Source organism: Burkholderia sp. 8Y (assembly GCF_902506145.1).
Taxonomy (GTDB): domain Bacteria; phylum Pseudomonadota; class Gammaproteobacteria; order Burkholderiales; family Burkholderiaceae; genus Caballeronia.
In genome coordinates this window covers 450,424-476,828 of record NZ_LR733519.1, presented here as the reverse complement: position 1 = coordinate 476,828, position 26,405 = coordinate 450,424, and the positions used below count along the sequence as shown (strand labels likewise).

General features: G+C 62.7%; 23 protein-coding genes and 1 pseudogene. 4 read left to right on the top strand and 20 right to left on the bottom strand.

Annotated features, from left to right (window positions below):
* Window positions 1–196: 196 nt before the first annotated feature.
* The 5 genes from GV035_RS02100 to GV035_RS02080 form a co-directional block, all read right to left on the bottom strand.
* A complete protein-coding gene (locus tag GV035_RS02100; protein ID WP_159832926.1) occupies window positions 197–703 on the bottom strand; it encodes an MOSC domain-containing protein in 507 nt (168 codons plus the stop codon).
* 41 nt (window positions 704–744) lie between these two features.
* Window positions 745–1,323: a hypothetical protein gene (locus GV035_RS02095; protein ID WP_159832924.1), complete on the bottom strand. Its 579-nt coding sequence runs from the start codon at window positions 1,321–1,323 to the stop codon at window positions 745–747.
* A gap of 457 nt (window positions 1,324–1,780) precedes the next feature.
* Window positions 1,781–2,362 (bottom strand): flavin reductase family protein, encoded by a 582-nt coding sequence (locus GV035_RS02090; protein ID WP_159832922.1) that lies wholly within the window; start codon window positions 2,360–2,362, stop codon window positions 1,781–1,783.
* A gap of 295 nt (window positions 2,363–2,657) precedes the next feature.
* On the bottom strand, window positions 2,658–2,822 hold the full coding sequence (locus GV035_RS02085) for a hypothetical protein (RefSeq protein ID WP_159832920.1): 165 nt from the start codon (window positions 2,820–2,822) through the stop codon (window positions 2,658–2,660).
* A gap of 113 nt (window positions 2,823–2,935) precedes the next feature.
* Window positions 2,936–4,045: a helix-turn-helix domain-containing protein gene (locus tag GV035_RS02080; RefSeq protein WP_159832918.1), complete on the bottom strand. Its 1,110-nt coding sequence runs from the start codon at window positions 4,043–4,045 to the stop codon at window positions 2,936–2,938.
* Window positions 4,046–4,365: 320 nt separating this feature from the next.
* On the opposite strand from GV035_RS02080, the pseudogene GV035_RS02075 reads away from it, so the two are divergent.
* Both GV035_RS02075 and GV035_RS02070 read left to right on the top strand, forming a co-directional pair.
* Window positions 4,366–5,943, top strand: a pseudogene (locus GV035_RS02075) (methyl-accepting chemotaxis protein); the annotation flags it as partial.
* A 42-nt stretch (window positions 5,944–5,985) separates the two neighbouring features.
* Window positions 5,986–7,884, top strand: a complete 1,899-nt coding sequence (locus tag GV035_RS02070; RefSeq protein WP_159832914.1) for a putative bifunctional diguanylate cyclase/phosphodiesterase — start codon at window positions 5,986–5,988, stop codon at window positions 7,882–7,884.
* Between the two features lie 60 nt (window positions 7,885–7,944).
* Here GV035_RS02070 and GV035_RS02065 read toward each other — a convergent pair whose 3' ends face one another.
* The 10 genes from GV035_RS02065 to GV035_RS02020 all read right to left on the bottom strand — a co-directional run bounded on the left by GV035_RS02065 (window position 7,945) and on the right by GV035_RS02020 (window position 19,296).
* On the bottom strand, window positions 7,945–8,778 hold the full coding sequence (locus GV035_RS02065) for a class II glutamine amidotransferase (protein WP_159832912.1): 834 nt from the start codon (window positions 8,776–8,778) through the stop codon (window positions 7,945–7,947).
* A gap of 189 nt (window positions 8,779–8,967) precedes the next feature.
* On the bottom strand, window positions 8,968–10,161 hold the full coding sequence (locus GV035_RS02060; RefSeq protein ID WP_159832910.1) for an acetyl-CoA C-acyltransferase family protein: 1,194 nt from the start codon (window positions 10,159–10,161) through the stop codon (window positions 8,968–8,970).
* A 16-nt stretch (window positions 10,162–10,177) separates the two neighbouring features.
* Window positions 10,178–11,980, bottom strand: coding sequence for an acyl-CoA dehydrogenase (locus tag GV035_RS02055; protein WP_159832908.1), 1,803 nt, complete (start codon window positions 11,978–11,980; stop codon window positions 10,178–10,180).
* An 83-nt stretch (window positions 11,981–12,063) separates the two neighbouring features.
* The gene (locus GV035_RS02050) at window positions 12,064–12,441 is read right to left on the bottom strand and encodes a BON domain-containing protein (protein WP_159832906.1); all 378 of its coding nucleotides are present in this window, start codon (window positions 12,439–12,441) and stop codon (window positions 12,064–12,066) included.
* Between the two features lie 30 nt (window positions 12,442–12,471).
* Entirely contained in the window at window positions 12,472–13,617 is a 1,146-nt protein-coding gene (locus GV035_RS02045) for a porin (RefSeq protein WP_159832904.1), read from the bottom strand.
* 84 nt (window positions 13,618–13,701) lie between these two features.
* Window positions 13,702–15,330, bottom strand: coding sequence for a 3-(methylthio)propionyl-CoA ligase (locus GV035_RS02040; protein WP_159832902.1), 1,629 nt, complete (start codon window positions 15,328–15,330; stop codon window positions 13,702–13,704).
* Between the two features lie 149 nt (window positions 15,331–15,479).
* Window positions 15,480–16,040 carry an RBBP9/YdeN family alpha/beta hydrolase gene (locus tag GV035_RS02035; protein WP_159834919.1) on the bottom strand — a complete coding sequence of 187 codons (561 nt, stop codon included), beginning with the start codon at window positions 16,038–16,040 and terminating at the stop codon, window positions 15,480–15,482.
* Between the two features lie 18 nt (window positions 16,041–16,058).
* Entirely contained in the window at window positions 16,059–16,907 is an 849-nt protein-coding gene (locus GV035_RS02030) for a TauD/TfdA dioxygenase family protein (RefSeq protein WP_159832900.1), read from the bottom strand.
* 8 nt (window positions 16,908–16,915) lie between these two features.
* Entirely contained in the window at window positions 16,916–17,896 is a 981-nt protein-coding gene (locus GV035_RS02025; protein WP_159832898.1) for a quinone oxidoreductase family protein, read from the bottom strand.
* 77 nt (window positions 17,897–17,973) lie between these two features.
* Window positions 17,974–19,296, bottom strand: coding sequence for an MFS transporter (locus tag GV035_RS02020; protein ID WP_159832896.1), 1,323 nt, complete (start codon window positions 19,294–19,296; stop codon window positions 17,974–17,976).
* 290 nt (window positions 19,297–19,586) lie between these two features.
* Here GV035_RS02020 and GV035_RS02015 point away from each other — a divergent pair, with 290 nt between their 5' ends.
* Window positions 19,587–20,588, top strand: coding sequence for an AraC family transcriptional regulator (locus GV035_RS02015; protein ID WP_159832894.1), 1,002 nt, complete (start codon window positions 19,587–19,589; stop codon window positions 20,586–20,588).
* A gap of 115 nt (window positions 20,589–20,703) precedes the next feature.
* Here GV035_RS02015 and GV035_RS02010 read toward each other — a convergent pair whose 3' ends face one another.
* A complete protein-coding gene (locus GV035_RS02010) occupies window positions 20,704–21,762 on the bottom strand; it encodes a 3-keto-5-aminohexanoate cleavage protein (protein ID WP_159832892.1) in 1,059 nt (352 codons plus the stop codon).
* A 640-nt stretch (window positions 21,763–22,402) separates the two neighbouring features.
* On the opposite strand from GV035_RS02010, the gene GV035_RS02005 reads away from it, so the two are divergent.
* Entirely contained in the window at window positions 22,403–22,993 is a 591-nt protein-coding gene (locus GV035_RS02005) for a BPSL1445 family SYLF domain-containing lipoprotein (RefSeq protein ID WP_159834918.1), read from the top strand.
* Between the two features lie 32 nt (window positions 22,994–23,025).
* Here GV035_RS02005 and GV035_RS02000 read toward each other — a convergent pair whose 3' ends face one another.
* From GV035_RS02000 to GV035_RS01985, 4 genes are all read right to left on the bottom strand, one after another.
* Window positions 23,026–24,747: a SulP family inorganic anion transporter gene (locus GV035_RS02000; protein WP_159832890.1), complete on the bottom strand. Its 1,722-nt coding sequence runs from the start codon at window positions 24,745–24,747 to the stop codon at window positions 23,026–23,028.
* Between the two features lie 47 nt (window positions 24,748–24,794).
* The gene (gene ppk2, locus GV035_RS01995; RefSeq protein ID WP_159832888.1) at window positions 24,795–25,625 is read right to left on the bottom strand and encodes a polyphosphate kinase 2; all 831 of its coding nucleotides are present in this window, start codon (window positions 25,623–25,625) and stop codon (window positions 24,795–24,797) included.
* 113 nt (window positions 25,626–25,738) lie between these two features.
* Window positions 25,739–25,996, bottom strand: coding sequence for an RNA recognition motif domain-containing protein (locus tag GV035_RS01990; protein WP_159832887.1), 258 nt, complete (start codon window positions 25,994–25,996; stop codon window positions 25,739–25,741).
* A 101-nt stretch (window positions 25,997–26,097) separates the two neighbouring features.
* Window positions 26,098–26,310 carry a DUF2964 family protein gene (locus GV035_RS01985; protein ID WP_159832886.1) on the bottom strand — a complete coding sequence of 71 codons (213 nt, stop codon included), beginning with the start codon at window positions 26,308–26,310 and terminating at the stop codon, window positions 26,098–26,100.
* Window positions 26,311–26,405 lie beyond the last annotated feature (95 nt).

Below are 26,405 nucleotides of genomic sequence, written 5' to 3'. Positions count from 1 at the left end.
TGCTTGCAAGGTCATAACGAAAGCGGTCTGATCTCTGTGAGCAGTGAGTTTGTCAGGAAACCGATTTCGGCGTGATCCGGTAAGGAACGCTCGCGCGTATCTCCTGTGATGAATGCCGAAGGGTTGCTCGCTAGCCTGCGATGCGGGTTAGCGAGCTCATAACGCCGAGTTTGCGCCGCGACGCAAGCGCACTCTGTCATGGTGTCGGACAGAAAAGCGGCTCGACGGAACTGCCCACCTCGATCATCCCCTCTTCGACGACGCGCGCCGTGATGCCTCCGAAACCGCGCACCGCGTTGTATCCGCCGACGCCGAAGGTTTCCTCCATCCTCGAACAAGGATGACATTCACCTGTCATTTCGAGCAGCGCGCTGCCGATGCGAAACTGCCGGTCCTTCAACGCATGCAGGTTGATGCCCTCGGTGACGACATTGCGCCGCAGTTCGAACGGCGTGACGCGCTCGCGCCCGAGATGGCTCGCAATGGCGCGCAGGCTCTCGGCTTCGATCAGCGTGATTTGCCGGTTGCCGCCTTTGCGGCTGTAGTGATCGCCTGCGAGCCCTTCTTCGGTCGATGCGCGCGCCGATTGAACTTCCACGAGCGGCACGCGCCGCGCAGCGCGCAAGCCGACCCACACGACACGGCCCGCGCGGACGGGCGCGAGCATCAGTCTGGTCAGCGGCGAATCGGGATTGAGCGGCATGGGTTATCGACACTGGCGAATGGTGAGCCGTTGCACGCTTCTCAGCTATCGGCGGGCGTCGGCGTCCATCCGAATACGTCTTCGAAACGCTCGCGAAACGGCGTGCGAATGCCCACAGGCGACTGCCGGACATAGGCTTCGGCGCGGCGGCAGTCTTCTTCACCGAGCGATCGCAGGTAGGTCACGGCTTCATCGACGCTCGGCATGCGGCCGTTGCTCTCGCGCGATTTGGGCGGCAGCGCCGTCCAGATGACCGCGTCCGCGCCGTTGCGTTCCAGCCATGATGCAAACGCATGCGCTTGCGGATACGCGATGCCAGCGGGCGCCGGAATGCTTCCGATCCATTCCGCGACGTTGGCGCGTATATCCTCGCGCGCGCGCAACGCCTCGCGGGCGGCGTCGAGCGAGACTAACGCGACCGGCGCCCAGAACGTGGGCTGCAAAGGCCCGGACTCCAGCACGACGAGGCTCACGATCTCGCCGTCGGAGTGGCGCGCGAACTCCAGCGGAACTTGCGGGCCGCCTTCGCGCCATTCGCCGTCGATCGGAAAACCCTTGAGATTCCACAGCAAAGACCCCCAACCCACGCAGACGATGTTCATACCGTTTCGCTTGTTCATGATGAGACTCGAGACCGTCAGAGCACGGGGCATGCCATCGGCGTGGCGCGGGCGATTATCTCGCGCGTTTATCGAAGCCACTCTTGCCCGCGATTCAGGCGGCGATCTCGCGAGCGTGACTTTCGGGGGCAAGGGCGGGTACACGCGATGGGCAAAGATTCGGCGTGTGCGCGGTCACGACCTTGCGTCGCCGGTCTCATTCCACCGTTGGTGACCGTGCATTCGGGCATGGCGCGAGTTGCCCTTACTGATTGAGCGCAGGCGCCCCGGCGCTCGACCGGTGACACCGCGATGCGACGGTATCGGCTGTCCGTCGAGGCAGGCGAACGCGGCACGCGTCATCAGGCAGCCATGTCGGCCACACGCTGATTGCGGATCTCGCCGAGCCGCGTTGGTCGCGTCCAACGGTCGATGCGCACCGACGCGCCTTTTCGCGACGGCGCATCTCCAAGCGCGCTCACTCCCCCAACGGCTTCGCCTGCTGCATCGCCGACGCCCGCACGAACTTTCCCGCGCCGAGGTGATGAATCGTATGCAAGATGCCATTCGATTCGTCCAGGTTCCAGTGTCCGTGCGCGAACACGCGCGGATCGGCCGCCGCCGCGACCACTTCCGCGAAGCACGTGTCGTAGGCGTCTTCCGTATGCGGCTCGCTGATGAGCCGGCATTCGAGCCAGGCCGCGCAGCCCTCTTCGATGAGTGGCACGCCTAACACCGGGCCGCTGACCGTTTGAATCTTGTATGCATCGAACTTGTCGATGTCGCGCCCGCTCGTCGTGCCGACCGCATACGTAAGGTCGATCAGCGCTGCACCCGGCACGCAGATGCCGAAGCTGCCGCTCGCGGCAATCAGTTCGCGCGTGTACGTGTTTTTGTCGATGACTACGGCGATGCGCGGCGGCGTGAATTCCACCGGCATCGACCACGCGGCTGCCATGACGTTTCGGCGTCCGCCGTTCGAGCTTGTCACGAGTACGGTCGGGCCGTGATTGATGAGGCGGCTGGCGTGTTCCAGCGCGACGGGCATGAAGTTGGTCATGAGAGATTCTGAGCGTTGTGAACTGCTGGATGGTATGCAAAATTAAAGATGCAGCGCAGTGTGCGACGCCGGTTCAACGGGAGTCACGGCCCCGCGTTGGCCACTTTTTTTGCCGATAGTGAGCGATGAGCCCTCGTTGGCGAAACACGAACTGCTGATCGAAGTGATCGTGCCAAAGAACCGACCGCCTTTTGCCGACGACACCGTGAATCGCGAGTCATGGAAGCCTCGAACCGATGAGCGCGGCGCAATCGCACGTGGCGGTCCAGGAAACGATACCGCTGTCCCAAGGCGTTCAATCGCCAAACGCGTCCCTGACGTAATCAACAAAGCGGCGCACCTTGAGCGGAATGCGCCGTGCGCCGGGATAGCGTCGCGCGCGCATTGGGTACAGCGTCTGCATGAAGCGGTAAGGCATGTCATCGTCATTCATGCGCCGCAAAGCTTCGACGTCGATCAACGACTAACTACTAACGACTGCCGCTTCCGGCGTCATGTCCGTTCGCTAAGAGCTCAATCGGGGGGTTCACACAATTCTGTCCTATCCCTAGCACCGCAAAACTTATCGCCCGATCACGCGCCCCTGTTCCAGCGATCCAACCGCTTGCGCGTAACGAGCGCAATGCGGTCCGATGCAAGCGCAGCCAGATTGACGAGCCGCCGCTTCAGCGTGGCGTCCATCATGCGCGGCTGCCGGTCGATGCCGCACAGCGCGCCGAGCGCATTACCCTCGGCATCGCGCAAGGGTGCGCCGGCATAGAAGCGGATGCGCGGCTCGTCGGTGACGAGTGGATTCGCATCAAAACGCGGATCGACCGAAGCATCTTCGACGACGAACACATCGTTCTGCATGATCGTGAAGTTGCAGAACGCCCACGGGCGCGGCGTCTCGTGAGCGTTGAGCCCCCAGCGCGCCTTGAACCATTGACGCTCCGGCGTGAGCAGCGTCATGAGACTGATCGGCACGCGCAGCGTTTCAGCCGTGAGTTGCACGACCTCGTCGAACTCGGGATCGTTCACGGAATCGACAAGCCCCGTGCGCTCCACCGCCCGCAGGCGCGCGGCTTCGTTCGCCGCGACCGGATAAGCCGGCGCATCGCGATCGTCCGATGGCGCTAGCGCAAGACACGAAGCGAGCGCAGCGGCGAAAGCGGGCTTGTCAGCGGGCGCTTGCAGCAGCGTGACGCGCGACAGAACGCCCAGGTCCGCCTCGACTTGCGCGGCGGACATGTCGGTGACGACGAGCATGCGCGCGTGCGCCAGATCACGCGATTGAAGCAGCCGCCGGCACATCGACAGCCTTTCCCAGTCCGCCCGCATGAGTTCGACCGCGATCACGGCCGGCATGGCGATGCCCGCGTCGAGCATGGCGTTGAGCGGATCGCTCTGGCCGATGCCGCGCAACCCCGCAGCGGCTGCCGCCTCGAGATACGCCGGCAACGCGGCATCGGATGCGATAACCAGCGCGACGGCGCTTTCCGTGTTGATCGATGTGTGCCGGCGGTTGCCGAGCTGCTCGCGCAGTGCATTCACCGCGCTCGCGCGCACGCGCCGATGTCCGCCCGGCGTTTTCCACGACTCGATCTGCCCCTGCTCGATCCACGTCTGCGCAGTCTTGACCGAGACACCAAGAATGATCGCGGCGTCGCGGGTGGTCAAAATGGGATCGTCTTCCGTTGCCATGAGGTCCTTGCGGTGAAGCGCACAACGAGGCGCAAACGATAACTACCTTCAGATGAAAGCAAGATCGTAGAAATTGATAAAAATGGAATTCTCCGCTTGCGCGAATCATCAGTTAAATCTACGCTTAACGCGCCAATTCACTGTCTTTTTCGGCCTTCGGTCGCAATTACCAAGCCATTTCCTCGAACACGGTAATTATGGCGATCAACCGGTCCTTTGACAAGACGTCGACAATTGGTAAAAACGGAAGTTTCTAAAAAAACGACGCTGGCGGACAACGCCTGCGGCGCCGAAGACCACGGCGAACACACAAGAACGCTATGAACCTCAAAACTTTGTCGGTCAAGGCAAAACTGGCCTTGTCATTCACCCTCCTAACGGCCGTCGTCCTGATCGTATCGGCGGTGTCCATCAATGCGCTGGGCGACGCGAACCAGCGTTTCTTCGGCTTCGTGGACGGCATCAATGCTCGGGCCGCCATGGCCGAGGAAGTCCGGCAGGCAGTCGACCGGCGTGCAATCGCCGCGCGCAACATGGCGCTCGTGACCACGCCCGCCGATTTCGACCTCGAGAAAGCAGCCGAAGCGCAAGCACAAGCCGACGTCTCGGCGCGCCTCGCCAAGCTCAACGCGATGCTTGCCTCCGCGACCGACACGACCGAGCAGGCGCGCGCGCTCGTCGCCGAGATCGATCGCATCGAAGGTCTCTATGCGCCCGTCGCGCAGGCCATCGTAAATCTCGCGATCGAGCACCGGCAAGAGGAAGCCGTGCGCAAGATCAACGAAGACTGCCGCCCGTTGCTCGCCGCGCTCGTGAGCGCGACGGACGCCTATTCGACCTACACGCACCAGCGCGCCGAGGCGCTCGTGTCGGATGCTCACGAACACTATTCGACGCAGCGTGAAATTCTCGCCGCCATCTGCCTCGCAGCGGTAGCGGCTGCGGTGGCCGCGGGCGTCATCATCACGCGCGGACTGACGCGCGCGCTCGGCACGGAGCCGGCGACGCTCAAGGAAATCACGCAGCGCGTGGCCTCGGGCGATCTGAGCCCGGTCGCGATCACGCGCGCGGTGCCCGCAGGCAGCGTGCTCTCGTCGATGGATGCGATGCAGAAGAGCCTCGTCACGCTGATCGCCGACGTACGCACGGCAGCAGACAGCATCGCAACCGGCTCGATGCAGATTGCCTCGGGTAACGCTGACCTGTCGGCGCGCACCGAAGAGCAGGCGTCGTCGCTGCAGGAAACGGCAGCGAGCATGGAAGAACTCACGTCGACCGTCCGCCAGAACGCCGACAACGCGCAACAGGCGAGCACGCTGTCGAGCAATGCGTCGCATGTGGCGAAACAGGGCAATGCCGTGGTGACGCGTGTCGTCGAGACGATGACCGCCATCAGCGAAAGCTCGCTGAAGATCGCGGACATCATCGGGATCATCGAAGGCATCGCGTTCCAGACCAATATTCTTGCGCTCAACGCGGCGGTCGAGGCGGCGCGCGCAGGCGAACAAGGGCGCGGTTTCGCGGTCGTGGCTTCCGAAGTGCGCTCGCTTGCGCAGCGTTCGTCGCATGCGGCCAAGGAGATCAAGGAGTTAATCGGCGCGTCGGTGGCGAAGGTCGAAGCGGGCTTCGCGCTGGCACAGGACGCAGGCACGACGATGAGCGACGTGATGCTCGCGGTGCGCCGCGTATCCGACATCATGGACGAGATCGCGGCGGCGACGGGCGAACAGAGCCGCGGCATCGAACAGGTCAATCAGGCGATCGCGCAAATGGACCGCGTCACGCAGCAGAACGCCGCGCTCGTCGAGCAGGCGGCCGCCGCCTCTCAGGCACTGGATCATCAGGGACGGCATCTTTCGCAGACGGTGTCGCAGTTTCGCATCGAACGCGCTCGCGCTTGAGCAAGCCGCCGCACGCGAACAGGCCACTGAGAGGAAGTCGTGCATCACGAGATGAAGACGTTGCCCGGCGTCGCCACCGCGCAGTTCCGGTCATTCTCCGCGAAGATTCCACCGTTCTACGCATCGCTCGTGGTCACGATGGTGTCGGTGATGTTCGTGTTCGGTGAGCGGGCGCCGGCCTGGCTCGCGCTCGGCATGCCGGCGCTTTTCATCGCGCTGCTCGTCTGGCGCGGCGCGTGGTGGGTCGTGCATCGCCATGACGACGTGACCGATGCAGAAGCGCGCCGGCACCTTGCCCGCGCGACGACCGTGCTCATCATCAGCGCGCTCTTCGCGATGGGCGTGGACGTCATGCTCTTCGATTACGCCGACGTCCACGCGAAGTACTTCATCCTGATGCAGATCGTCGCATCCACGATGGCGGGCTTCTTCTGCCTGATGCATCTGCGCGCGGCGGCGGCGCTCGTCGCGTTCGCGATGATGCTGCCGTTTCTCGGCTTCATGCTGTGCATGGGCGATATCGGCGCGACGGCATCAGCCATCGACATCGCGATCACCGTCGCGTTGATGAGCTATGTCATGTTCGGCTACCAGCGCGATTTCGCGAGCCTGATTCGTTCGGAGGCCGAAACAGCGGCGTTGAGTAAGGAGAACGTGTGGCTCGCGAACCTCGACATGCTCACGGGGCTGCCGAATCGCCGGCAGTTTTTCGATGAGTTGCAGTCGTCGATCGCGGATGCCGCAGCGACGAAGCGCAGCGTGGCCGTGGGCGTCGTCGATCTCGACGGCTTCAAGCCCGTCAACGACACGCATGGACATCGCGTCGGCGATCACGTGCTCGCTGAAATAGCGCGGCGCATCGAGCGCACGACGAGCAACGCCGCGTTGCTCGCGCGCGTCGGCGGCGACGAGTTCGCGTTCATCGTCGTGGATGCGGACGACACCTCGTTGCAGGCATCGGCGGATGCGATCATTCAGGCGGTGAGCCGGCCTATCACCGTCGGCAGCCTGGTGACATCGGTCGGATGCTCGATCGGCTTCGCGATGTATCCGCGCGCGGCGGCGACCGCCGATCTGCTCTACGAACGCGCCGACTACGCGCTGTATCACGCAAAGCGTTCGGGGCGCTCGCGCTCTGTCATGTTCTCGCTGGAACACGAGCAACTGTTGAAGGAACAAGGCGCGGTCGAGCAGGCGTTGCGCGGCGCGAACCTCGCCGATGAGTTCTACCCGGTGTTTCAGCCCATCGTGGATGCGTCGTCGAAGCGCACGCTCGCGCTCGAAAGCCTCGCGCGCTGGGAAAGTCCCGTGCTGGGCACAGTGCCGCCGAACACGTTCATTTCCATCGCGGAGCAGGCGGGCATTATCGCGGATCTCACGCCTATTCTTCTGCAGAAATCGCTTGCAGCGGCCGAGCTTTGGCCCGAGGACGTGCATCTTTCCTTCAACGTCTCGCCCTACGATATCGCGAGCGAAGTGCGTACGCGCCGGCTCATCGAGATCATCAAGGCGAGCCGCGTTTCGCCGCATCGCATTGCAATCGAACTGACGGAAACCGCGTTGATGCATAGCTTCGCGCAGACGAACGCCAACATGGCGCTGCTTCAGGAAGTCGGCGTTCGTATCTCGCTCGACGACTTCGGCACCGGCTATTCAAGTCTCAGTTATGTGCACGCATTGCCCATCAACAAGCTGAAGATCGACAAGAGCTTCATCAGCGATATCGAAGCCAACCCGCGAAGCAGGAACATCGTGCGTTCGCTCATCACGCTGTGCCATGACCTTGGCGTGACATGCATCATCGAAGGCGTCGAGACGATGGACCAGTTGCAGATCGTGCGCGAACTGGGCGGCGCGGCCATTCAGGGCTATTACTTTTCTAAGCCGATGCCGGCGGCAAGCGTCGAGGCGTATTTGAGCGATCGCGCCGAGGTTTAACGCGGCGGCGTCGCGTCCCCGACGCGCGCGGGAATGATCCACTAGCTTCCGTTGCGAGCCTCAAGCCGCTTGAGGCTCGAACGGAAACTGCTCGACTTCGCCGCCCTGCGCGACGACCACCGTGCTCTCCGGTATCTCCTGCCACCACCCCGGTAAATCGGCGAGCGGCTCCGACACCACCAGAAATGCGTCTTCACCGGCCATCTCGATGCGCGGATCGTTCGGATACAACGCGTGCAAGTGACGGAACGACGTGTTGTGGAACAGCGAGCGCGACTGCCTCTCGCTTGAATACCGCACGGCGACGATCTGCTCGCCGTCGGTTGCGCAGACCGTCATGTTCAGCGGGTCGGCAACGCCATGTTGCCGAGCGGTTTCTTCGACGAAAGCCACCATGCGCTTCAGCGCACTCACGGGTGCGGACGCAAGACCGAACGTGAGCGCGAGAAAAAACAGCACTTCCGAATCGGTCGATCCCTCGATCGACGGGAACAGTTCGGGCGCGATCGCGAGCATCAGATCCCGGCGCAACACCGGATAGTCGCGTATCAGGCCGTTGTGCGCGAACAGCCACCGGCCGTAACGAAACGGATGACAGTTGGTTTCCTGCGACGGCGTGCCGGTCGCCGAGCGCACATGCGCGACGAAGAGCGGCGCGTGGATGGCGCGTGCGGCTTCGCGCAGGTTCCGGTCACTCCACGCCGGCTGAATACAGCGATAGCGAAACGGTATGTCGGTGGGATGTCCGTACCAGCCTATGCCGAACCCGTCGCCGTTTGTCGTGGTCTGTCCGAGCCGCGAATGCAGGCTCTGGTCGATCAGCGAATGTTTCGCGTTGAAGAGCACCGTCTCGAGCTGAAGCGGTTTGCCGGAATAGGCGAGCCAGCGGCACATGATCTCTCCTGTGGAAGGGCTTTAGTCAGCGGCCGGTTGCGTCGCGATGAGCGCGGGCGACTCGTACGAGACATGCAAGCCACGACGATACACCGATTGCCGCTGTGCTGCCCCCGAACGAGCCGCAGCGCGGCTACGCTCTTCTGTCCATTTCCACGTGGCACGTCATAAGCCCTCACTGCGATGCGCCTAACTCCTCCGAAGATTTTCGAATACCGCCGCAATGCCCTGCCCGCCTCCAATGCACATCGTCACGAGCGCATAGCGTCCATTGATACGCTTCAATTCGTGAAGGGCCTTAACGGTGATGAGCGCGCCAGTGGCGCCGATTGGATGGCCGAGCGATATGCCGGAGCCATTCGGATTGACCTTCTCCGGGTCCAGTTCGAGCATCTGCGTCACCGCACATGCTTGCGCAGCGAAAGCTTCGTTCGATTCGATCACATCGAGATCTGTCGCGTGAAGTCCGGCGCGTTTCAGCGCGAGGCGTGTCGCAGGCACCGGACCGATTCCCATGTACTGCGGATCGACACCCGCATGGGCATACGAAACGAGGCGCGCAAGCGGGCTGAGACCGCGCGCCTTGGCCGTTTGCGCGTCCATCATCAGAACGGCCGCCGCTGCGTCGTTGATGCCCGACGCATTGCCCGCCGTCACTGTGCCGCCTTCTTTCATGAACGCGGGACGCAAGCTGGCAAGCTCCTCATGCCCGAGATCGTGACGTACATGTTCGTCGGTATCGAAGACGGTTGTCTTGCCCTTGACGTTCTTTGTGACCGGAGCGATCTGGCCTGTGAAGCGCCCCTCGGCTATCGCCCGCGCCGCGCGCCGATGCGACTCGAGCGCGCTCGCATCTTGCTGCTCCCGCGTGATGCCGTATTTGCGCGCAACGTTTTCGGCGGTCATCCCCATGTGTATTGAGTGGAACGGGTCGTGCAACGCGCCGAGCATCATGTCGACGAGCCGGCTGTCGCCCATGCGCGCACCGAAGCGCGCATCGGTCGCCAGGTACGGCGCGCGACTCATGTTCTCCGCGCCGCCGCCGATTGCGACCTCGGCATCGCCGAGCAAGATGGCCTGCGCTGCGCAGATCACCGCTTCCAGTCCCGAGCCGCACAGACGGTTGACCGTCATTGCGGGCGTCTGCTCGGAGATGCCGGCGTCGAGCGCCGCGACACGCGCGAGATAGAGATCTCTAGGCTCAGTAGCGATGACGTTGCCGAAGACAACCCGGCCAACGTCGTGACCTTGCAGGCCGCTCCGGGCAAGCACGTCTCTCACGACGAGCGCGCCCAGCGCGGTGGGCGGCTGATCCCTGAGACTGCCACCAAACTTTCCTATCGCGGTGCGCGCACCGCTGATGACGACCACATCCCTTTGCATTGCCCACCCCTTTAGATCAGAACTGTTCAACGTGCAAAGCGGGCACGCCGTCGCGCTCGAGCCCGGCGACCACGGCCGCTTCTAGTCCGATTGCGCGCGGCAGCACATGCGTCGCGTAGGCATGCGCCGTCGCGATCCTCGTATCGTGGAAGGCGACGTCGCGCTCGCGCCTGTCCGTGGCGACGATCAACGAGCGCGCAAGCTGCCAGCCGCAGAGCACGATGCCAGCGAGCTGCAGGTAGGGCACGCTTCCCGCGAAGACGGCGTTTGGATCGCTGTGTGCGTGGTCGACCACGAAGCACACCGCACGCCCAAGCGCGCCGTGGCCCGCAAGAAGCTGGCGGTGCATCGACTGAAACGCTGCACTCGTGTCGAATGAATCATGGCCCTGCAACGCGGCGAGCGTCTCTTCGATTTCACCGAGAAGCGTCATTGCGACCGCGCCTTTATCGCGCAGCGTCTTGCGGCCGATGAGGTCATTCGCCTGAATGGCCGTCGTGCCCTCGTAAATAGGCAAAATGCGCGCGTCGCGGTAGTACTGGGCCGCCCCTGTCTCTTCGATGAAGCCCATGCCCCCGTGGACCTGAATGCCGAGGCTCGTCACTTCCAGCGACATCTCCGTGCTCCATCCCTTCACGATGGGCACGAGGAACTCATAGATCGCCTGATTCGCGTCACGCGCATGCTCGTCCGCGTCTCGATGCGCCCGGTCGCAGTGCGCCGCAGCGACGTACGCAAGCGCGCGGGCGCCTTCTGTCAGGGCGCGCATGGTCATCAGCATTCGGCGCACATCCGGGTGAGCGATGATCGGCACGGACCCGCTTGCCGACCCGTCGACGGGCCGGCTCTGCACGCGCTCCTTCGCGTACGCGACCGCCTTCTGGTACGCGCGGTCCGACACCGCGATGCCCTGCACGCCCACGGCAAAGCGCGCCGCATTCATCATCACGAACATGTACTCCAGACCGCGGTTTTCTTCGCCCACGAGATAGCCTGTTGCGCCGCCGTGATCGCCGAACTGAAGTACAGCCGTGGGACTGGCCTTGATGCCGAGCTTATGTTCGATCGATACGCATTCGACGTCGTTATGCTCGCCGAGCGAACCGTCCGGACGAATGAGCCGCTTCGGCACGATGAAGAGCGAAATGCCCTTCACGCCTTGCGGGGCATCCGACGCGCGAGCGAGGACGAGATGCACGATGTTCTCGGCCATGTCGTGCTCGCCCCACGTAATAAAGGTCTTCGTGCCGAAGATGCGATACGAGCCATCGTCCTGCCGTTCCGCGCGAGTGCGCAGCAGCGCAAGGTCGGAGCCGGCCTGCGGTTCGGTCAGATTCATCGTGCCGGTCCACTTGCCTGAGACGAGCTTCGGCACGTAGGCGGCCTTTTGCGCTTCGCTGCCCGCGATGAGCAACGCCTCGATTGCGCCATCGGTCAGCAGCGGGCACAGCGCCAACGAGAGATTCGACGCGTTCAGCATCTCGATGCACGCCGTGGCGATCAGTTTCGGCAGACCCTGTCCGCCATATTCGGACGGATGATGGACGCCTTGCCATCCGCCTTCGGCGAAGTGGCGGAAGGCTTCGCGAAACCCCGGTGTCGACCTGACCGCGCCGTGCTCCCATGCGCTCGGGTTGCGGTCGCCGTGAGCGTTGAGCGGAGCCCAGACCTCGGTGGCCAGCTTGGCGCACTCTTCGAGCACGCCTCGGGCCGTATCGCTATCTGCTTCCTCGAAGCCAGGGCATGTGGCGACAGCGTCGAGCCCTGCAAGCTCGGTCATCGCAAAGAGCATCTCGTTGATGGGGGCGGTGTAATCCATATCGGTTCAGGTCTCTGTTTCGGGCATTCCAAACGGTCGACCGGGCATGCGTGTTGTCACCGGTCGCCAGATACTTAGTACGTCTACATTCCGCCTAGCGGCTTCTTCACGGTCAGTTTGTTGGTCACTGATGTCACGCCGGCCACGCCTCTCGCGATATCCTCGACCTGGCTGATCTGCGAGGCGTCCCTGACGGTGCCGCCGAGCGTCACCGCACCGTCCTTCGCGATGACGCTGATATCGCCGGCACTGATCTCTTTTTGCTTGCTGATCGCGGCATACACTTTTCTGCGCAGCGCGCGATTCGCCTTTCTGCCGGCGGCAGGCGAGGCGCTTTCCGAGGCCGCCGTGGCGGACGCGTCCGGTGTGCTCGCCGTTTCGCCAGTCTGTGACCATCCGTTGACCGAACTCACGAGCAACAGGCTGGCAATGGCCAATTTGAAGGCGCGAACGTTTTTCATGGTTTTCTCCCGTCTTTGAGGGTGGCGCGGTCAGAACGTATGGCGGATGCCGACCATCGCCGCCGTCGTGGAGACGCCCGGAGCAACCGGTGCCCCATAGATGATCGTCTGGTTCATGGTGCCTTTGTTGTCCACGTACCCGACCTGTGCATACGCCTTGGTCCGCGTGGACATGTTGTACTCGGCGCCCAATGAGAATTCGCTTGAATGGTTAGCCGAATGGTTCCGGTCCTTCAGGTAGTAAAAGCCCGAAGTGACTTTGAAACGAGGACTGAACTGGTAGCCAAGGCCACCCGACGCCATTTCGAAATTCGCGGTGTCGCTTTTCGCCGGGTTCTTGCCGATACCGTAAGAGCCGGAAATCGAGAATCCGTCGATCGTGTACATCGCACCGAAGTAATAGAAGCGATTGTTGGCCAGGCCCGTCGGCGTGACTGCTGGCGTGGCGGGATAGGTGATCGGATACGGGTTGGTGTCGTGTCCGTTGTAGTACACGGCGGACAGATTTAGGCCGTAGTTCGAATACTTGAGCACCGCCGACTCGCGCGTGCCGCCCTGGAACTGGCCCGCGACGCCGCCGGGCGCGTATTCCAATGCGAGCGATGCGCCGTAGAATTTCGGCGTCGTGTACACCAGCGCGTTACTGTCATAGAGCGCGCCGATTGGCGCGTTCGTGCTCGTGCCGGGCCAGCCCGCTGCCTGATTCACACCCAGCCACGCAGTCAGAATGCTGCCGAAATACTGCGCGCCGCGCACATCGGTTTCGGCCATCGCGTAGATCATTGGGATGATCTGACGGCCAGCGTCGAACGTGCCGAATGGTCCCGATGCGCCGACTGTTGCGTACTGGTTGAAGACGGACGTGGTGCCGGGCGCATCGGGCAAGCCCATTCGACCGTTGGAACTGTTGAACGAGCCTTGCAGCCTGAAGTTGATCTTGTATCCGCCGCCGATGTCTTCGCTGCCCTTCATGCCCCAGAAGCTGGAATAGATGCCGCCGTCCTTGAGCTGATAGACGTGCCCCGTGTTTCGCGCGTTCGGCAGGAACGTCGCCGCTGACGTGCTTTGATAAAGCAGCCCGCTATCGAGCACCCCGTAAAGCGTCACCGACGATTGGGCGTGCGCGGCAGCCGCGAACATCAGCAGCGCCGCAGCGCCGCTCAACTTCAGTTTCATTCTCTGTCTCCAACGATATGCCGTACATGACCGGCTTTTTGTGATTGTTGCCTGATTGAAGCTGCGCTGATGCAGGCCGGCGCGTCAGGCCGGCGAAAAGTAATTCGTGTACTGGTCCCGCAGTTGATGCTTGAGCACTTTGCCGGTCGCGCCGTGCGGCACAGAGTCGATGAACACCACCGCGTCCGGCACGCACCACTTCGCCAGGCGTCCGTCGAAGAAACCGAGCAGTTCGCTTTCAATTAGCGCGCTGCCCGGCTTCTTCACGATGAGCAGCAGAGGCCGCTCGTCCCACTTCGGATGCCGTGCGCCGATGCAGACAGCAGTTGTCACTTCGGGATGCAGATAGGCGATGTTTTCTATCTCGGCCGAGCTGATCCATTCGCCGCCCGATTTGATGACGTCCTTGCTGCGGTCGGTGATCTGCATGAAGCCGTCGGCGTCGATCTTCGCAACGTCTCCGGTCGGGAACCAGCCATCGCACAACGGCGAGTCATCGTCACGCCCAAAGTACTGACTTGCAACCCACGGGCCGCGTACGAACAGATCGCCTGCCGCGCGCCCGTCCCATGGCAATTCGCATCCCTCCGGGCCGACGATCTTCATGTCGATGCCGAACACCGCGCGACCCTGCTTCGACTGAATCGCGTAACGGTCGGCCTGCGGCAGCGTGAGTTGATGTGCCTTGAAGCTGCACACCGTGCCAAGCGGACTCAGCTCCGTCATGCCCCATGCGTGCATCACGTCGACCTGATGGCGCTCCTGGAATGCGACGGCCATCGCGGTGGGGCAAGGCGCGCCGCCGATCACCGTGCGTCGCATCGACGAGAAGGCGCCCTCGGTTGCGTCGACATGCGCGAGCAAGCCCTGCCATACCGTCGGCACGCCTGCCGATAGCGTGACCTGCTCCGTCTCGATCAGTTGATGGAGCGATTTGCCGTCGAGCGCGGGCCCAGGAAATACCAGCTTCGCGCCCACCATGCAGGCGATGTACGGTAAGCCCCACGCATTGACGTGAAACATGGGCACGACCGGCAGTATCGAATCACGCGCGGAGCAGTTCAGCGAGTCGGGCAATGCAGCGGCGAACGTATGCAACATCGTGGAGCGGTGGCTGTAGAGCACGCCCTTCGGATGCCCCGTGGTCCCCGAGGTGTAGCACAACGACGACGCACTGCTTTCGTCGACCTGTGGCCACTCGAATGCGTCGCTGCTTGCTTCGATGAGGTCTTCGTAGCACATCAGCATGGTGGACAGCACGTGCGCTTGCGGCATGTGTGCGCGATCGGTCATGGCCACGAAGACCTTCGGGCTCGTAACGCGAGACGCGATAGTTTCGATCAGCGGCATGAACGTCACATCGAAAAACACGACGCGATCCTCCGCGTGATCGATGATGTACGCCAGTTGGTCGACGTGCAGCCGGGGGTTCAGAGTGTGCAGCACGGCGCCCGAACCGGAGACGGCGAAGTACAACTCCATGTGCCGGTAGCCGTTCCATGCGAGCGTTGCAACGCGCTCGCCCGGCTCGATGCCAAGACCCGCGAGCGCGTTGGCCATGCGGCGCGAGCGTTGCGCGAGATCCCGATAAGCGTACCGGTGAACGTCCCCTTCGACTCGCCGCGACACAATTTCCTGTTCACCGTGATGTCGTTCCGCATGCGTCAGCAGCGAAGACACCAGCAGCGATTGTTGCATCATCAAGCCCTGCATGATTCGTTCTCCTAATGGCGCGTCGTAGCAGGCACGCCGGTACAACGCTATAAACGGTCTCGCGATACTGCGTGGCGCGCGTGCGTGTCTGCGGGGCTTCGCCGGTCGACGCACCGCAGGCATCAAGCGCCCTCAGGGCACGCTTTCGATCACACCAGTTCCTGAATCAGTCCGTGCGCCATCTTCCACTCGCCGAAACCTGCCGCAGGATTGAGATGCCCCACATCGCCTAGATCGACAACGCGGCTGCCCCAATCCTGCGCCATCCCAGTCACGCGCTCGAACGGCGCGAGCGGATCATTGCGACTCGCCGCGACAATGCTCGGGAACGGCAGCGGCCTGCGCGGAATCGGATGCCAGCCGTTCTGCGACAACGCTTCGAACGTCGGATAGCCCGGCGGCATCGGCGTTTCCAGATCGGCCGGGGTGGCCAGCAACGCACCGTGAATCGTACGGTGGTGATGTTGCGCCCACTGTATCGTGATCATCACGCCCGCACTGTGAGCGACCAAAATCACCGGACCGTCGATTTCCGCGAGGGCTGCGTCGAGCGCCGCCACGCGCGCCGCGCAACTGAGCTTGTCGTGTTCGAGGGGCGGCACGCAAGCCGCCTTCGGCAGCTCCTTTTGCAGCAGTGTTTGCCAGTGTTCCGCGACGTGGTCGCGCAAACCCGGAACCATCAGAACGGTCGGTGTCGTATTCAGCGTCATGAAGTGGCCCATGTGTGATCAGTACGGTTTGTCGCCGACAATTCCGGCGCGCTCCATCTTGCGGTGACAGGGCGGATAGTCCATCACGGCATAGTGCTGCGTGCTGCGGTTGTCCCAGATCGCGACGCTGTTTTTCTGCCAGCGCCAGCGCACCTGATATTCCGGGATGTAGGCCTGGCTGATCAGATAGCGCAGCAAGTCGCCCGCGCCCGGATTGGCGTCCTGGCCGAAGCGCACGCGATCCGGCGTGTGATAGTTGGTGAGATGCGTCGTGAAGGCATTCACGAACAGGATCTTTTCCCCCGTTTCAGGGTGCCTACGCACAACGGGATGTTCGGCATCTGGGAACTGGGCCTTGAGTGCATGGCGCTTTTCAATCGGCATCGCGGCGCCGAAACTCGCTTCAATGCTATGGCGCGCACGCAGGTCCGCGATCTGCGTCTTGATGTGCTCGGGCAAATTCTCGTACGCGAGCGCCATGTTGGCCCACATCGTGTCGCCCCCGACCGGCGGACATTCCACGCAGCGAAGAACCGCGCCGAATTGCGGTGCTTCGCGCCAGGTAGCGTCCGCATGCCACGCGTTTTCGTATCGATCGTTCGGCTGGTCGGGAGTCTTGTAGATGCGGACCAGTCCGGGATACTCGGGGTCGCTGCCCGCGACAGGATGATCTTCCAGTTCGCCGAAGCGGCGCGCGAACGCCACGTGCTCGGCTCGCGTGATGTCCTGCTCGCGCAGAAACAGCACGCGATGTCTCAAGAGCGCCGCCCTGATCTCGCTGAAGAGACCGTCGTCGTGAATGGCGTCGGCGATATTGACACCAACGAGCTCCGCGCCGATGGCGCATGTCAGAGGTTCGATTCGCATGACGGCTCCTAGATGACGAAGACCGACGAACCGGTGGTCTTGCGCGATTCGAGGTCCCGGTGCGCTTGCACCGCGTCTTCCAGCGCGTAACGCTGGTTGAGTTCGATCCTGATACGACCCGCGGCTACGTGCCCGAAAACCTCGGCGGCGAGCGCGTTCTTTTCCTCAGGGTCGGCAATGTAGTCCGCGAGCGCGGGACGTGTCAGGTAGAGCGAACCCTTCATCGCGAGGACTTGCGGGTTGAACGGCGGGACTGGGCCTGACGCCGTGCCGACGCAGACCATCAGGCCGCGGCGCTTGAGCGAATCGAGCGATGCTTCGAATGTGTCCTTGCCGACACTGTCGAACACGACATTCACGCCCACGCCGTCGGTCAGCTCGCGCACGCGCTTGGCCACATCTTCCCGGCTGTAGTCGATGATGTGATCGCAGCCATGGGCGCGCGCCACCTCGCCTTTAGCTTCCGTCGACACGGTGCCGATGACGGTGAGCCCCAGCAGCTTGGCCCACTGCGAGACGATCAGACCGACACCGCCAGCCGCCGCATGGAGCAGAAGCGTGTCGCCTGTCCTGAAGTCGTGGATGCGGCGCATCAGGTAGGCGCATGTCAGACCGCGCATGGTCATGCCGGCAGCCGTTTCGAAGGAAATGGCATCGGGCAGTTTGATGAGCGGCGCGGCGGCGATCAGCCGCTCGGTGCTGTAGGCGCCGAGTGTATTGACGAAGCCCGTATAGGTCACTCGATCGCCGGGCGCGACGTTCGTCACGTCCGGGCCCACGGCCTCGACCACGCCTGCGGCTTCGACGCCCATGCCCGACGGCAGCGGAACCGGGTAAAGACCACTGCGAAAATAGGTGTCGGCGAAATTCAGGCCCACTGCCTCGTGGCGCAAACGGACCTGTCCGGGGCCGGGATCGCCCACTTCGACCGTTTCGTAGTGCATGACTTCGGGACCACCTGTTTCATGGAAGCGAATCGCTTTAGCCATGTTCAATCTCCTATCGTTTGCGTCGTATCGAATACGCAACTGCTATTAAGTTTCGCTGTCGATGCCAGCGGCTTCATTCAGCGCACGGCTTCATCGCGCAGCGTGTCCAGGCGATCCAGATCGACAGCATAGTTCCGCTTGCCGATGAAGAACGCAATGCCCGCGATGAGCGGCGCAAAGGGCACAAGCTGTAGCGCCCCAAGCAGCCCGATCCGATCGGCGATGATGCCGGTCAGAATGGCGGCGGGCGCGAGGCCCAGCAGGTTATTGGCGAGCGTCAGCGTCGCGAATGCCGACGCGTGAATCGACGGCGGCGTGAGATTGGCCACCATCGCGCCGGCGGGACCGCTTGCACCTGCGCTGAAGAACATACCCACGCCGATGACCAGAAGCTGCAACGGCCCTGCCGGTATGCGCAAGCCGATGGCGAGCAGCACGGCACAGGTCAGACAGAAGGCGATCGCGGCGGCCCACTTTCGTTCGCGTGACTGTCGGCTCAGCCGGTCGGCGATGTTCCCGCATACCACCATGCCCAGGCCGGTCAGGAGCACGAAAACGGCGGCGCCCATTGCAGCCTTGCCGATCGGCAGGCCGTAGTAGCGGTTCAGGAAACTCGGCATCCAGGCCCACAATGCTGCGGGAGCGAGCAGATGGATGCCGCTGCCGACGTACGCACACACCACCGACTTCGTGGAGAAAAGCCCCTTCAAAAGCGCGCGCAAACTGATCCGCACACTTATTTCTCGCGGGCGTCTGCTCACGCTTGCGGGCTGAAGCGGCACGAGCCGCTTCTCGGTCACGGCGAACCAGTAGACGACGACCAGCACGAGCCCCAGGGCGGCCATCGCGCCGAATGCGGAGCGCCAGCCGAGATGAGCCGCCACAGTGCCGCCAATCGCCATGCCGAGCACTGAACCGAACGCGCCGCCCGCCATGAACGTGCCGGTGAGCGTCGAGCGTAGCCGCGCCGGAAAGATGCTCAGCACGACGGCAATACCGACGCTGCCGTAGGCCGCCTCACCGATTCCGACGAATGCACGCGCGATGAGCATCTCGCCATAGTTCGTGGCAAGCGCGCATCCCAGCGTCGCGAGGCTCCACATCGCCGCCATCAGGACAATGCTTTTCACGCGCCCCCACCGGTCGGCGAGCACCGATAGCGGGAAGGTCAGCACGCCGACCATCAACGCGACGACGCTACTGAGCGAACCGAGCCGCGTGTCGGACAAGGCCCAGGTCGCCTTGAGCAGAGGAAACACGGCGTTGAGGACCTGCCTCGACATGTAATCGGAAAGCAGCAGTCCGACCGTCAACGCGAAGACCACCCAGGCGTAGCCAGGCACATCCGCTTCCGATTTCGATACATCGCCCGTCGTGGGCTGCGCATGCTGAACAAGCATTATTTGTCTCCTCCGCGTCTGACTCATTAGCGGTCGTTACAAGGCAACTATCGTTCGTCGGGCCGTGCACGGCAAGAGCGCGGTCCCATAGCTTCTTATGCCCGCAGGTCGCGTTAGAAGCTATCTAAATGCAACCGCGCCGTCATTGCACGATACGGGAACGGCAGACTAGAATTTCGTGATGAGCGCCATTCTTTTATGTATTCGTGCCACTCAGTGAAAATACCGACGCTCAACATTCGGCACATCGCAATGGACAAAAAAGCGCACGGCGCACCGAAGGAAGAGCCATGGAGACAATGCTTCGATCGATCGCGATGAGCGGTTATTTCGACGTCACGCGGCGGCTCGGCATCAGCGCGATCGACATGGCGCAGCGCGTCGGCTTGGATCTCTCCGCGCTGGCTAACCCGGACAATCGCATTCCGGCCGCCGCCTGCTGCCGTCTTCTGGAACTGACGGCAGAAGAGGCGTCGTGCCCGACTCTTGCATTGCAAATGGCCGAAACCCGGCACAAGTTCGGCACGGGCGTAGTCAACATGCTGCTCGCCCACAAGCGCACGCTGCGCGAGGTGCTGCTCGCCGCCGCCGAGTATCGGCATCTGCTTAACGAAGCCCTCGCGATGTATGTCGAAGACGCCGGTGCGACGGTCACTATCCGCGAGGAGCTCGTGGTCGCACCTGGCACGCCGACGAGCCAGGCGATCGAACTGGCGCTCGGGGTTCTCGCGCGCCATTCCAGTGCGCTGTTAGGCGATCACTGGAAGCCGCGCAGCGTGCATTTCACGCACGCTGGTCCCGCAGACCTGACATTTCATCGCCGCTTCTTCGGCTGCCCCTTGAACTTCGGAAGCGACTTCAACGGCTTCGTATGCGCTGCCGCCGACCTCGACTATCCGAATCCGGCTGCGGACCCGGAACTGGTCCGCTACGCCGAGAGCCTCGCCGAGCCGCTCAAGCAGACCGGCGGCGACTCGGTCGCGCTGGAGGTACGCAAGGCGATATACCTGCTGCTGCCGCTCGAGCAAGGCACGGTCGAGCCGGTTGCCCGGCAATTGGGTCTGAGCGTGCGCACGATGCAGCGGCAACTGGAACTCGCGAGCACGAGCTTCTCGGAACTCGTCGATGAAGTGCGCCGCGAACTCGCCGTGCGCTATATGAGCAACCCGCGCTATCCAATAGGACGCGTAGCGGCGCTGCTGGGCTATAGCCAGCAGGGATCGTTCACGAACTGGTTCACGTCACGCTTCGGCATGACGCCGCGTGACTGGCGCAGCAGCCAGCCGAAATGACGGAAGCGGGCTGCTGCACCCGCGCTCGAGGCGTCGATGGCTCGAGCAACGATGAATACGCCTCGTCACTGAGTCTGTCGGCTCGCGGACCCGCCCGTGCGTGCTGCCTTCGCCTTTAGACGGCCTTGCGCAGGAAACCTTGCGTGCCGCCGTTGCGGTTGGGCGCAAAACCGTTGGCGAGCAGCGTCTCCTCCACCGTGTCGTAGAACACCCCGATCTTGCTGATCGCTCGCGCTTCCTCGGCAGTGGCGATATCACGGCCAAATTCGCGTGACATGCGAACCAGTTGTTCGATCTGTTCGACGGAACTCATGCGGCGCGTGCGCGACTGGTTCCACAGGTTGTCCTCGATGCCGCAGCGAACGTGCAGCCCCATTGCAATACCCATCATGTTGACCGGCAACACATTGCGCATCGAGCTTTCCACTGTCAGCACTGCCCCATCCGGCGTCGCGCGCAGGAAGTTCGCGAGGTTGTAGATATTCGGCGCGTCCATGCCGCCACCGATCGCCACCCAGTTCATCACCAGCGGGCCTTTATACACGCCGCGCCGAATCAATCGCTCGACCGACTCGAAGCTGTTGATGTTGTAGCACTGAAACGCGCTCTGAATGCCCGCTGCGTTGAGGCGGCGGATATGTTCTTCGGCCCATCCCGGCTGGGACGGCACGGTCATCTCCTTATAGGCGTTGTAGACATCGGGGTCTTCCATCGAGGTTCCCTTGACGTCTTCATCCTCCCAATGCTCGACGACGTTCATCTGTGAAGTATTGATCGTGACCGTGACCTGATCGGGCTTCGGATCGAGTTCGGCCAGCATATGCCGCGTATCGTCGCTCAACCACTTGGCCGCAGCGCCTTCGTTTTCCGGGGCGAAGCTGATCGAGCCGCCAACCTGAATGATCATCTCGGGCACTGCATTGCGCACGCCAGCGATGAGTTCGTTGAACTTCGACAGGCGCTTGCTGCCCTTGCCGTCGAGTTCGCGCACGTGCAGATGCAGCACGGTGGCGCCGGCGTTATAACAATCCACCGCCTTTTGAATCTGCTGTTCCATGGTGACCGGAATATCTTCCGGAAAGTCGGAGGGCACCCAGGCCGGCGCATAAGGCGCGGCCGTGATGATCAGGGGTTGCTGGTTTTCGGTGTAAAGCGAACCGTCAAGGAAATTCATGGCATGGTCTCATAGGGCGGCTGTAAGCCGAAGGGCAAGAGTCATCGCGCTGTCATAGCGCGGCGCGGACTGAGTTGTCGTCCGGCGCAGCTTGTCCCGGCTCCAGCGTGAATGATCGAAGCGTTTGCCGGTGTCAGGCGCGACAAACGGAACCGCGAGCTAAAGGTACAGCCTGGCTGAAGTCCGCATTTAGCTCTGAACGCCAAATATTTAGGCTTCGATGCCAATAAGCGTTAACACTGACTTGTTGCGATGTTGACGCTTCACTGTCGAATCGATATCGCTTTACCGTGCTTCTCTTCGACTATGTTGAGCGGCCGCGATGATTCGGCTCACTTTGCGATCTGCGCCAAGGCTGTCGATGGCATCCAGTCGCCGACACGGCTAGTCTTCCGACGAACTAGCAGCGACGCAACGATAACCGCCGCGTCCGCGCGCACTAGTGCACGCGGGAATCGCTATCAGTTCGGCATCAACCAGTCGCGCCGCAGACGGATGCCCGACTGCCCCTCATGCACAACGAGACTCGAACCGCTCTACGGACAAGCGAGGGTCGCGCTTCCATGTTCATGTGCTATAACTTTCTTTGCACCTCCTGCCCCGATCCAATGCTTCATTCAACGAGACGGTGGAAATCATGATGCAAAGACGAATACTCGTGACGGCATCCACCGCGGTCCTCGCGCTGGGTTGCCTCGCGCTGGATGGCTGCACTACCAACCGAAACGCCGGCACCGAACAGGCGGCGGGCGCCACCGATCAGCGGCGATCCATCGACGCCGATGTAGACAGCACGATTCAACGGCTCTATTCGAGCGTTCCCGGTTCGCGCGAATTGGTCAGCAAGGCGCGCGGTGTGCTCGTCTTTCCGTCCGTGCTGCAGGCCGGGTTCGTGGTCGGCGCCGAATACGGCAAGGGTGCGCTTCGCGTCGGCGGCCGCACCGTGGGGTACTACAGCACGACGTCCGGCTCATTCGGCCTGCAAGCCGGTGCGCAATCCAAGGCGCTGATCTTCCTGTTCATGACGGAGGACGCGCTCGACAAGTTTCGCAATTCGAACGGCTGGTCGGCGGGTGCGGACGCTTCGGTGGCGGTGCTCAAAATGGGCGCGAACGGCACAATTGACACGACTACCGCCACGAAGCCGGTCACTGCCATCGTACTGACGAACGCCGGGCTGATGGCGGATGCGTCGCTTCAGGGCACGAAAATCAGCCGCCTGACCGAGTGAATGCGCGATGCCCGTGACGAACGCAGCCGACGCTACCGCGGCGCAGGGTCGGCTGCCGCACTCGTCGCAACCGTATCGCGATACTTCGCCACCACATGCTCGAGGTTATAGAACATGCGCGCCTCGCCTAGCGACGCGCCGAGCGGCGAGCGGCGCACGCTGTCGAGCACACTCGGATTGAGTCCCGCCAGCCAAAGCACCATACCGTTGGCACGCAGGCGTTCGTCGGCTTCCGCCAGCATCTTGAGTGCCGTGTATTCGAGATCGAATACGCGGCTCAGATCCAGCACCACGATATTCGCTTCGGCCTCCTGAACGATCGGACGGATTTTGTCCGCCACCCGCTGTGCGTTGACGAAGAAAATCCGCCCTTCGGGTCGCAGCAGCAGCATGCCGGGAAACGCTTCGTCATCGGGATGTCTCGGCGAGGCAGCGCGAAACACATTGGTCCCAGGTATACGCTTGAGTACGTACAGCGGCGGATTCGACACCTGATGCGCGAGCGTCAGCAGCGAGACCACAATCGCCACGACAATGCCCGCAAGCGTTCCGAGCAATACGACGCCCACGCACGCGACCACCGCCCAGACAAATTCGGTCCGGCGGACTTTGAGAATCGCGCGGAATTCGGCCACGCTGAAAAGGCCGACCGAATAGAACACGACCACTGCGGCGAGCGTGGGGTGCGGCATCAGCGCCATCAACGGCGCGAAAACCAGCATCACGGCGAGCGCGAGTATTGCCGTGACGATTCCCGCGACTTGCGTGCGCGCGCCGGCCTGCCGGTTGACCGCCGTCTGACTCGTGCCGCCACCGGCCACCATTCCGCCGACAAGCGCGCTTCCGAGGTTCGCGATACCGGTCGCGAAGAGTTCGCGGTTGGCGTTAGGCGCGGGCTCGTCGTCGCGTGCGAACGCGCGGCCCGCCGCGATGCTTTCGGTGAAACTCATCAGCGCGATTCCCAATGCGTGCGGCCACAGCACCAGCGCGAGCGACGCGTCCGGCTTCACCCACGATGGCAACCCCGCCGGAACGGCGCCCACGGTTTCCACGCCATGCGCGCGCAGATCGAATACGGCGACGGCGGCAATCGCCGCCCCAATCACGACGAGCGGCGCGGGCGCGCGTGGCGCGAACCGCTCGAGCGCAACCAGCGCGGCAATGCTCGAAAACGCGAGCAGCATCGTGACGGGCGACGCATGCGGCAGGTTGCCGATGAGCGAACCCACGTTATGAAAGAACGACGCTTTCGGAAAGTGAATGCCAAATAGCTTCGGCAACTGATCGACGACGATCACGACGGCCACGCCCGCCTTGAACCCAACGAGCACCGGCTCCGATATGAAGTCCGCGACGAAGCCCATGCGCAACACGGCCGCCGCGACGAGCATTCCGCCGACGAGAGCGGTCAGCGTGGCGTTCACGGCCGCGAGCGTCTGTGGATCGTCGCGAGTCGCGATCATCGCGAGCGTATCGCCGGCGAGGATGGCGAGCGTGGTCGTCGTGCTGACGCTGAGCGTGCGCGACGCGCCCGTGAGCGCATAGATGATCATCGGCACGCAAGCCGTATAGAGGCCCACCTGGACCGGCAGACCTGCGATGGTCGCATATGCGAGCGCCTTGGGAATGACGACTGCCGCAGCGGTCGCTCCCGCGATCAGGTCGGCTTGCGCCCACTGCTTCTCGTAGCGGGACAGCCAGTCCGGAACGACGGCAAAGCGGCTGGCGCGAGCGGCGGATGCGCGGTCACGCATGGCGGCTTCCTCCGTGAGCAGGCGGCGCGGCGTGGACTACGCCAGCGTCAGAATCGCTCGGGCACGTATCTGAGCCGGCGATCGCTCTCGTGATAACCGTCCGGCTTCTGCCGTTTCGGCAGCTTCACCTTCTCTCTCGGCAGCGCCGTGTACGGGATGTTTGAAAGCAGATGGCTGATGACGTTCAGCCGCGCGCGCCGCTTGTCGTCCGAGCGCACCACGTACCACGGCGCATCGTCGGTGTCCGTTGCGGCGAACATGTCGTCGCGCGCACGCGAATAGTCGTACCAGCGGCTGTAGGAGCGCAGATCCATCGGCGAGAGCTTCCAGATCTTGCGCTCATCGTGGATGCGCGCTTCCAGACGGCGCGTCTGCTCGTCCTCGCTCACTTCGAGCCAATACTTCAGCAGGATCACCCCGGAATCGATGATCGCACGCTCGACGAGCGGCACGCCCTTCAGGAACGTCTCAACCTGCTCCGACGTGCAGAAGCCCATGACACGCTCGACGCCCGCGCGGTTGTACCAGCTCCGGTCGAACAGCGCGATTTCGCCGGCAGCAGGCAAGTGCGGCATATAACGCTGAAAGTACATCTGCGTCTTCTCGCGCTCCGTGGGCGCGGGCAGCGCGATCACGCGAAAAATGCGCGGGCTCACGCGCTCGGTGAGCGCCTTGATCGTCCCGCCCTTGCCTGCGCCGTCGCGTCCCTCGAATATCACGCAGATTTTCGCGCCGGTCTGGACGGTCCACTGCTGCAGCCTCACCAACTCCACATGCAGGCGCGCCAGTTCCTTTTCGTACTGCTTGGTGCTTAAACGATCGCCCGTCTTCGCGCCCCCGCGCGCACTGTCCGACTGCCCGGCAACCTTGTCTTCCATCACGGCGGCTCTCCTCGATCTTCGACGCGGACTCATGCAGCACGCATGCGCGCCGCGAAAGCCGGCATCCCGGCCATGCGCGCGGCGCTCGTTCTACCAGATGCCAAGGCGCGTTATGTTTCGTTGCGCTCGGGCATGACCTGCACGACGAGCGTCCGGTCCTTCCAGTACATGTTGTGGATACGCGGTTGAAATGTGCGCAGCGTATGCGGCTCCAGCGAATGAAAACTCACGACCGCGGCGGGCCGCCCTCCGGTGCCGGGAACTCGCTCGATGGCATCGAATGAAGGAAATCCATACTTGCAAAGAAACTCGCGGATTTCTTCGTCCGTCGTGTTCGGTTCGACATTGCCTAGCCAGAGATCACTCATCGCGATGTCCTCCTTGAATACACCGATTCGAACCACGGAGAGCCCGACGAGCCGCCTTTATGTTTTCTTTCGCGCGTCGGTTGTGTCATGCGCTTAACGAATCAGCCGCCTTCGTCTCGGGTTTTCGACTTGCGTTGCGCCAGCGGATTGAGCGCGCTCACGAACATCACGATGCCGAGTGCAAGCGCCATCATTCCATAGCGAAACTCGGGTGTCGTGTCATAAAGAAGGCCATGGATCGTGGCATACAGTCCGCCCAGCCAGATGAAGACGCCGATTGCGGCACACACCGTTCGAAGCTCGTTTCGTCTCATCCATGCCCCCGCGATGCGATGCGTACGGATACTTCAGTTTAGGAAATTCTGGCCGGTCCTGTGGACGCACTTACTGCAATCGACTTGGCGCGCCT

Coding starts and splice junctions, on each gene's coding strand:
- GV035_RS02100 (WP_159832926.1), bottom strand. CDS start 703: ATGCCGCTCAATCCCGATTCGCCGCTGACCAGACTGATGCTCGCGCCC.
- GV035_RS02095 (WP_159832924.1), bottom strand. CDS start 1,323: ATGAACAAGCGAAACGGTATGAACATCGTCTGCGTGGGTTGGGGGTCT.
- GV035_RS02090 (WP_159832922.1), bottom strand. CDS start 2,362: ATGACCAACTTCATGCCCGTCGCGCTGGAACACGCCAGCCGCCTCATC.
- GV035_RS02080 (WP_159832918.1), bottom strand. CDS start 4,045: ATGGCAACGGAAGACGATCCCATTTTGACCACCCGCGACGCCGCGATC.
- GV035_RS02065 (WP_159832912.1), bottom strand. CDS start 8,778: ATGTGCCGCTGGCTCGCCTATTCCGGCAAACCGCTTCAGCTCGAGACG.
- GV035_RS02060 (WP_159832910.1), bottom strand. CDS start 10,161: ATGCAAAGGGATGTGGTCGTCATCAGCGGTGCGCGCACCGCGATAGGA.
- GV035_RS02055 (WP_159832908.1), bottom strand. CDS start 11,980: ATGGATTACACCGCCCCCATCAACGAGATGCTCTTTGCGATGACCGAG.
- GV035_RS02050 (WP_159832906.1), bottom strand. CDS start 12,441: ATGAAAAACGTTCGCGCCTTCAAATTGGCCATTGCCAGCCTGTTGCTC.
- GV035_RS02045 (WP_159832904.1), bottom strand. CDS start 13,617: ATGAAACTGAAGTTGAGCGGCGCTGCGGCGCTGCTGATGTTCGCGGCT.
- GV035_RS02040 (WP_159832902.1), bottom strand. CDS start 15,330: ATGCAGGGCTTGATGATGCAACAATCGCTGCTGGTGTCTTCGCTGCTG.
- GV035_RS02035 (WP_159834919.1), bottom strand. CDS start 16,040: ATGACGCTGAATACGACACCGACCGTTCTGATGGTTCCGGGTTTGCGC.
- GV035_RS02030 (WP_159832900.1), bottom strand. CDS start 16,907: ATGCGAATCGAACCTCTGACATGCGCCATCGGCGCGGAGCTCGTTGGT.
- GV035_RS02025 (WP_159832898.1), bottom strand. CDS start 17,896: ATGGCTAAAGCGATTCGCTTCCATGAAACAGGTGGTCCCGAAGTCATG.
- GV035_RS02020 (WP_159832896.1), bottom strand. CDS start 19,296: ATGCTTGTTCAGCATGCGCAGCCCACGACGGGCGATGTATCGAAATCG.
- GV035_RS02015 (WP_159832894.1), top strand. CDS start 19,587: ATGGAGACAATGCTTCGATCGATCGCGATGAGCGGTTATTTCGACGTC.
- GV035_RS02010 (WP_159832892.1), bottom strand. CDS start 21,762: ATGAATTTCCTTGACGGTTCGCTTTACACCGAAAACCAGCAACCCCTG.
- GV035_RS02005 (WP_159834918.1), top strand. CDS start 22,403: ATGCAAAGACGAATACTCGTGACGGCATCCACCGCGGTCCTCGCGCTG.
- GV035_RS02000 (WP_159832890.1), bottom strand. CDS start 24,747: ATGCGTGACCGCGCATCCGCCGCTCGCGCCAGCCGCTTTGCCGTCGTT.
- ppk2 (WP_159832888.1), bottom strand. CDS start 25,625: ATGGAAGACAAGGTTGCCGGGCAGTCGGACAGTGCGCGCGGGGGCGCG.
- GV035_RS01990 (WP_159832887.1), bottom strand. CDS start 25,996: ATGAGTGATCTCTGGCTAGGCAATGTCGAACCGAACACGACGGACGAA.
- GV035_RS01985 (WP_159832886.1), bottom strand. CDS start 26,310: ATGAGACGAAACGAGCTTCGAACGGTGTGTGCCGCAATCGGCGTCTTC.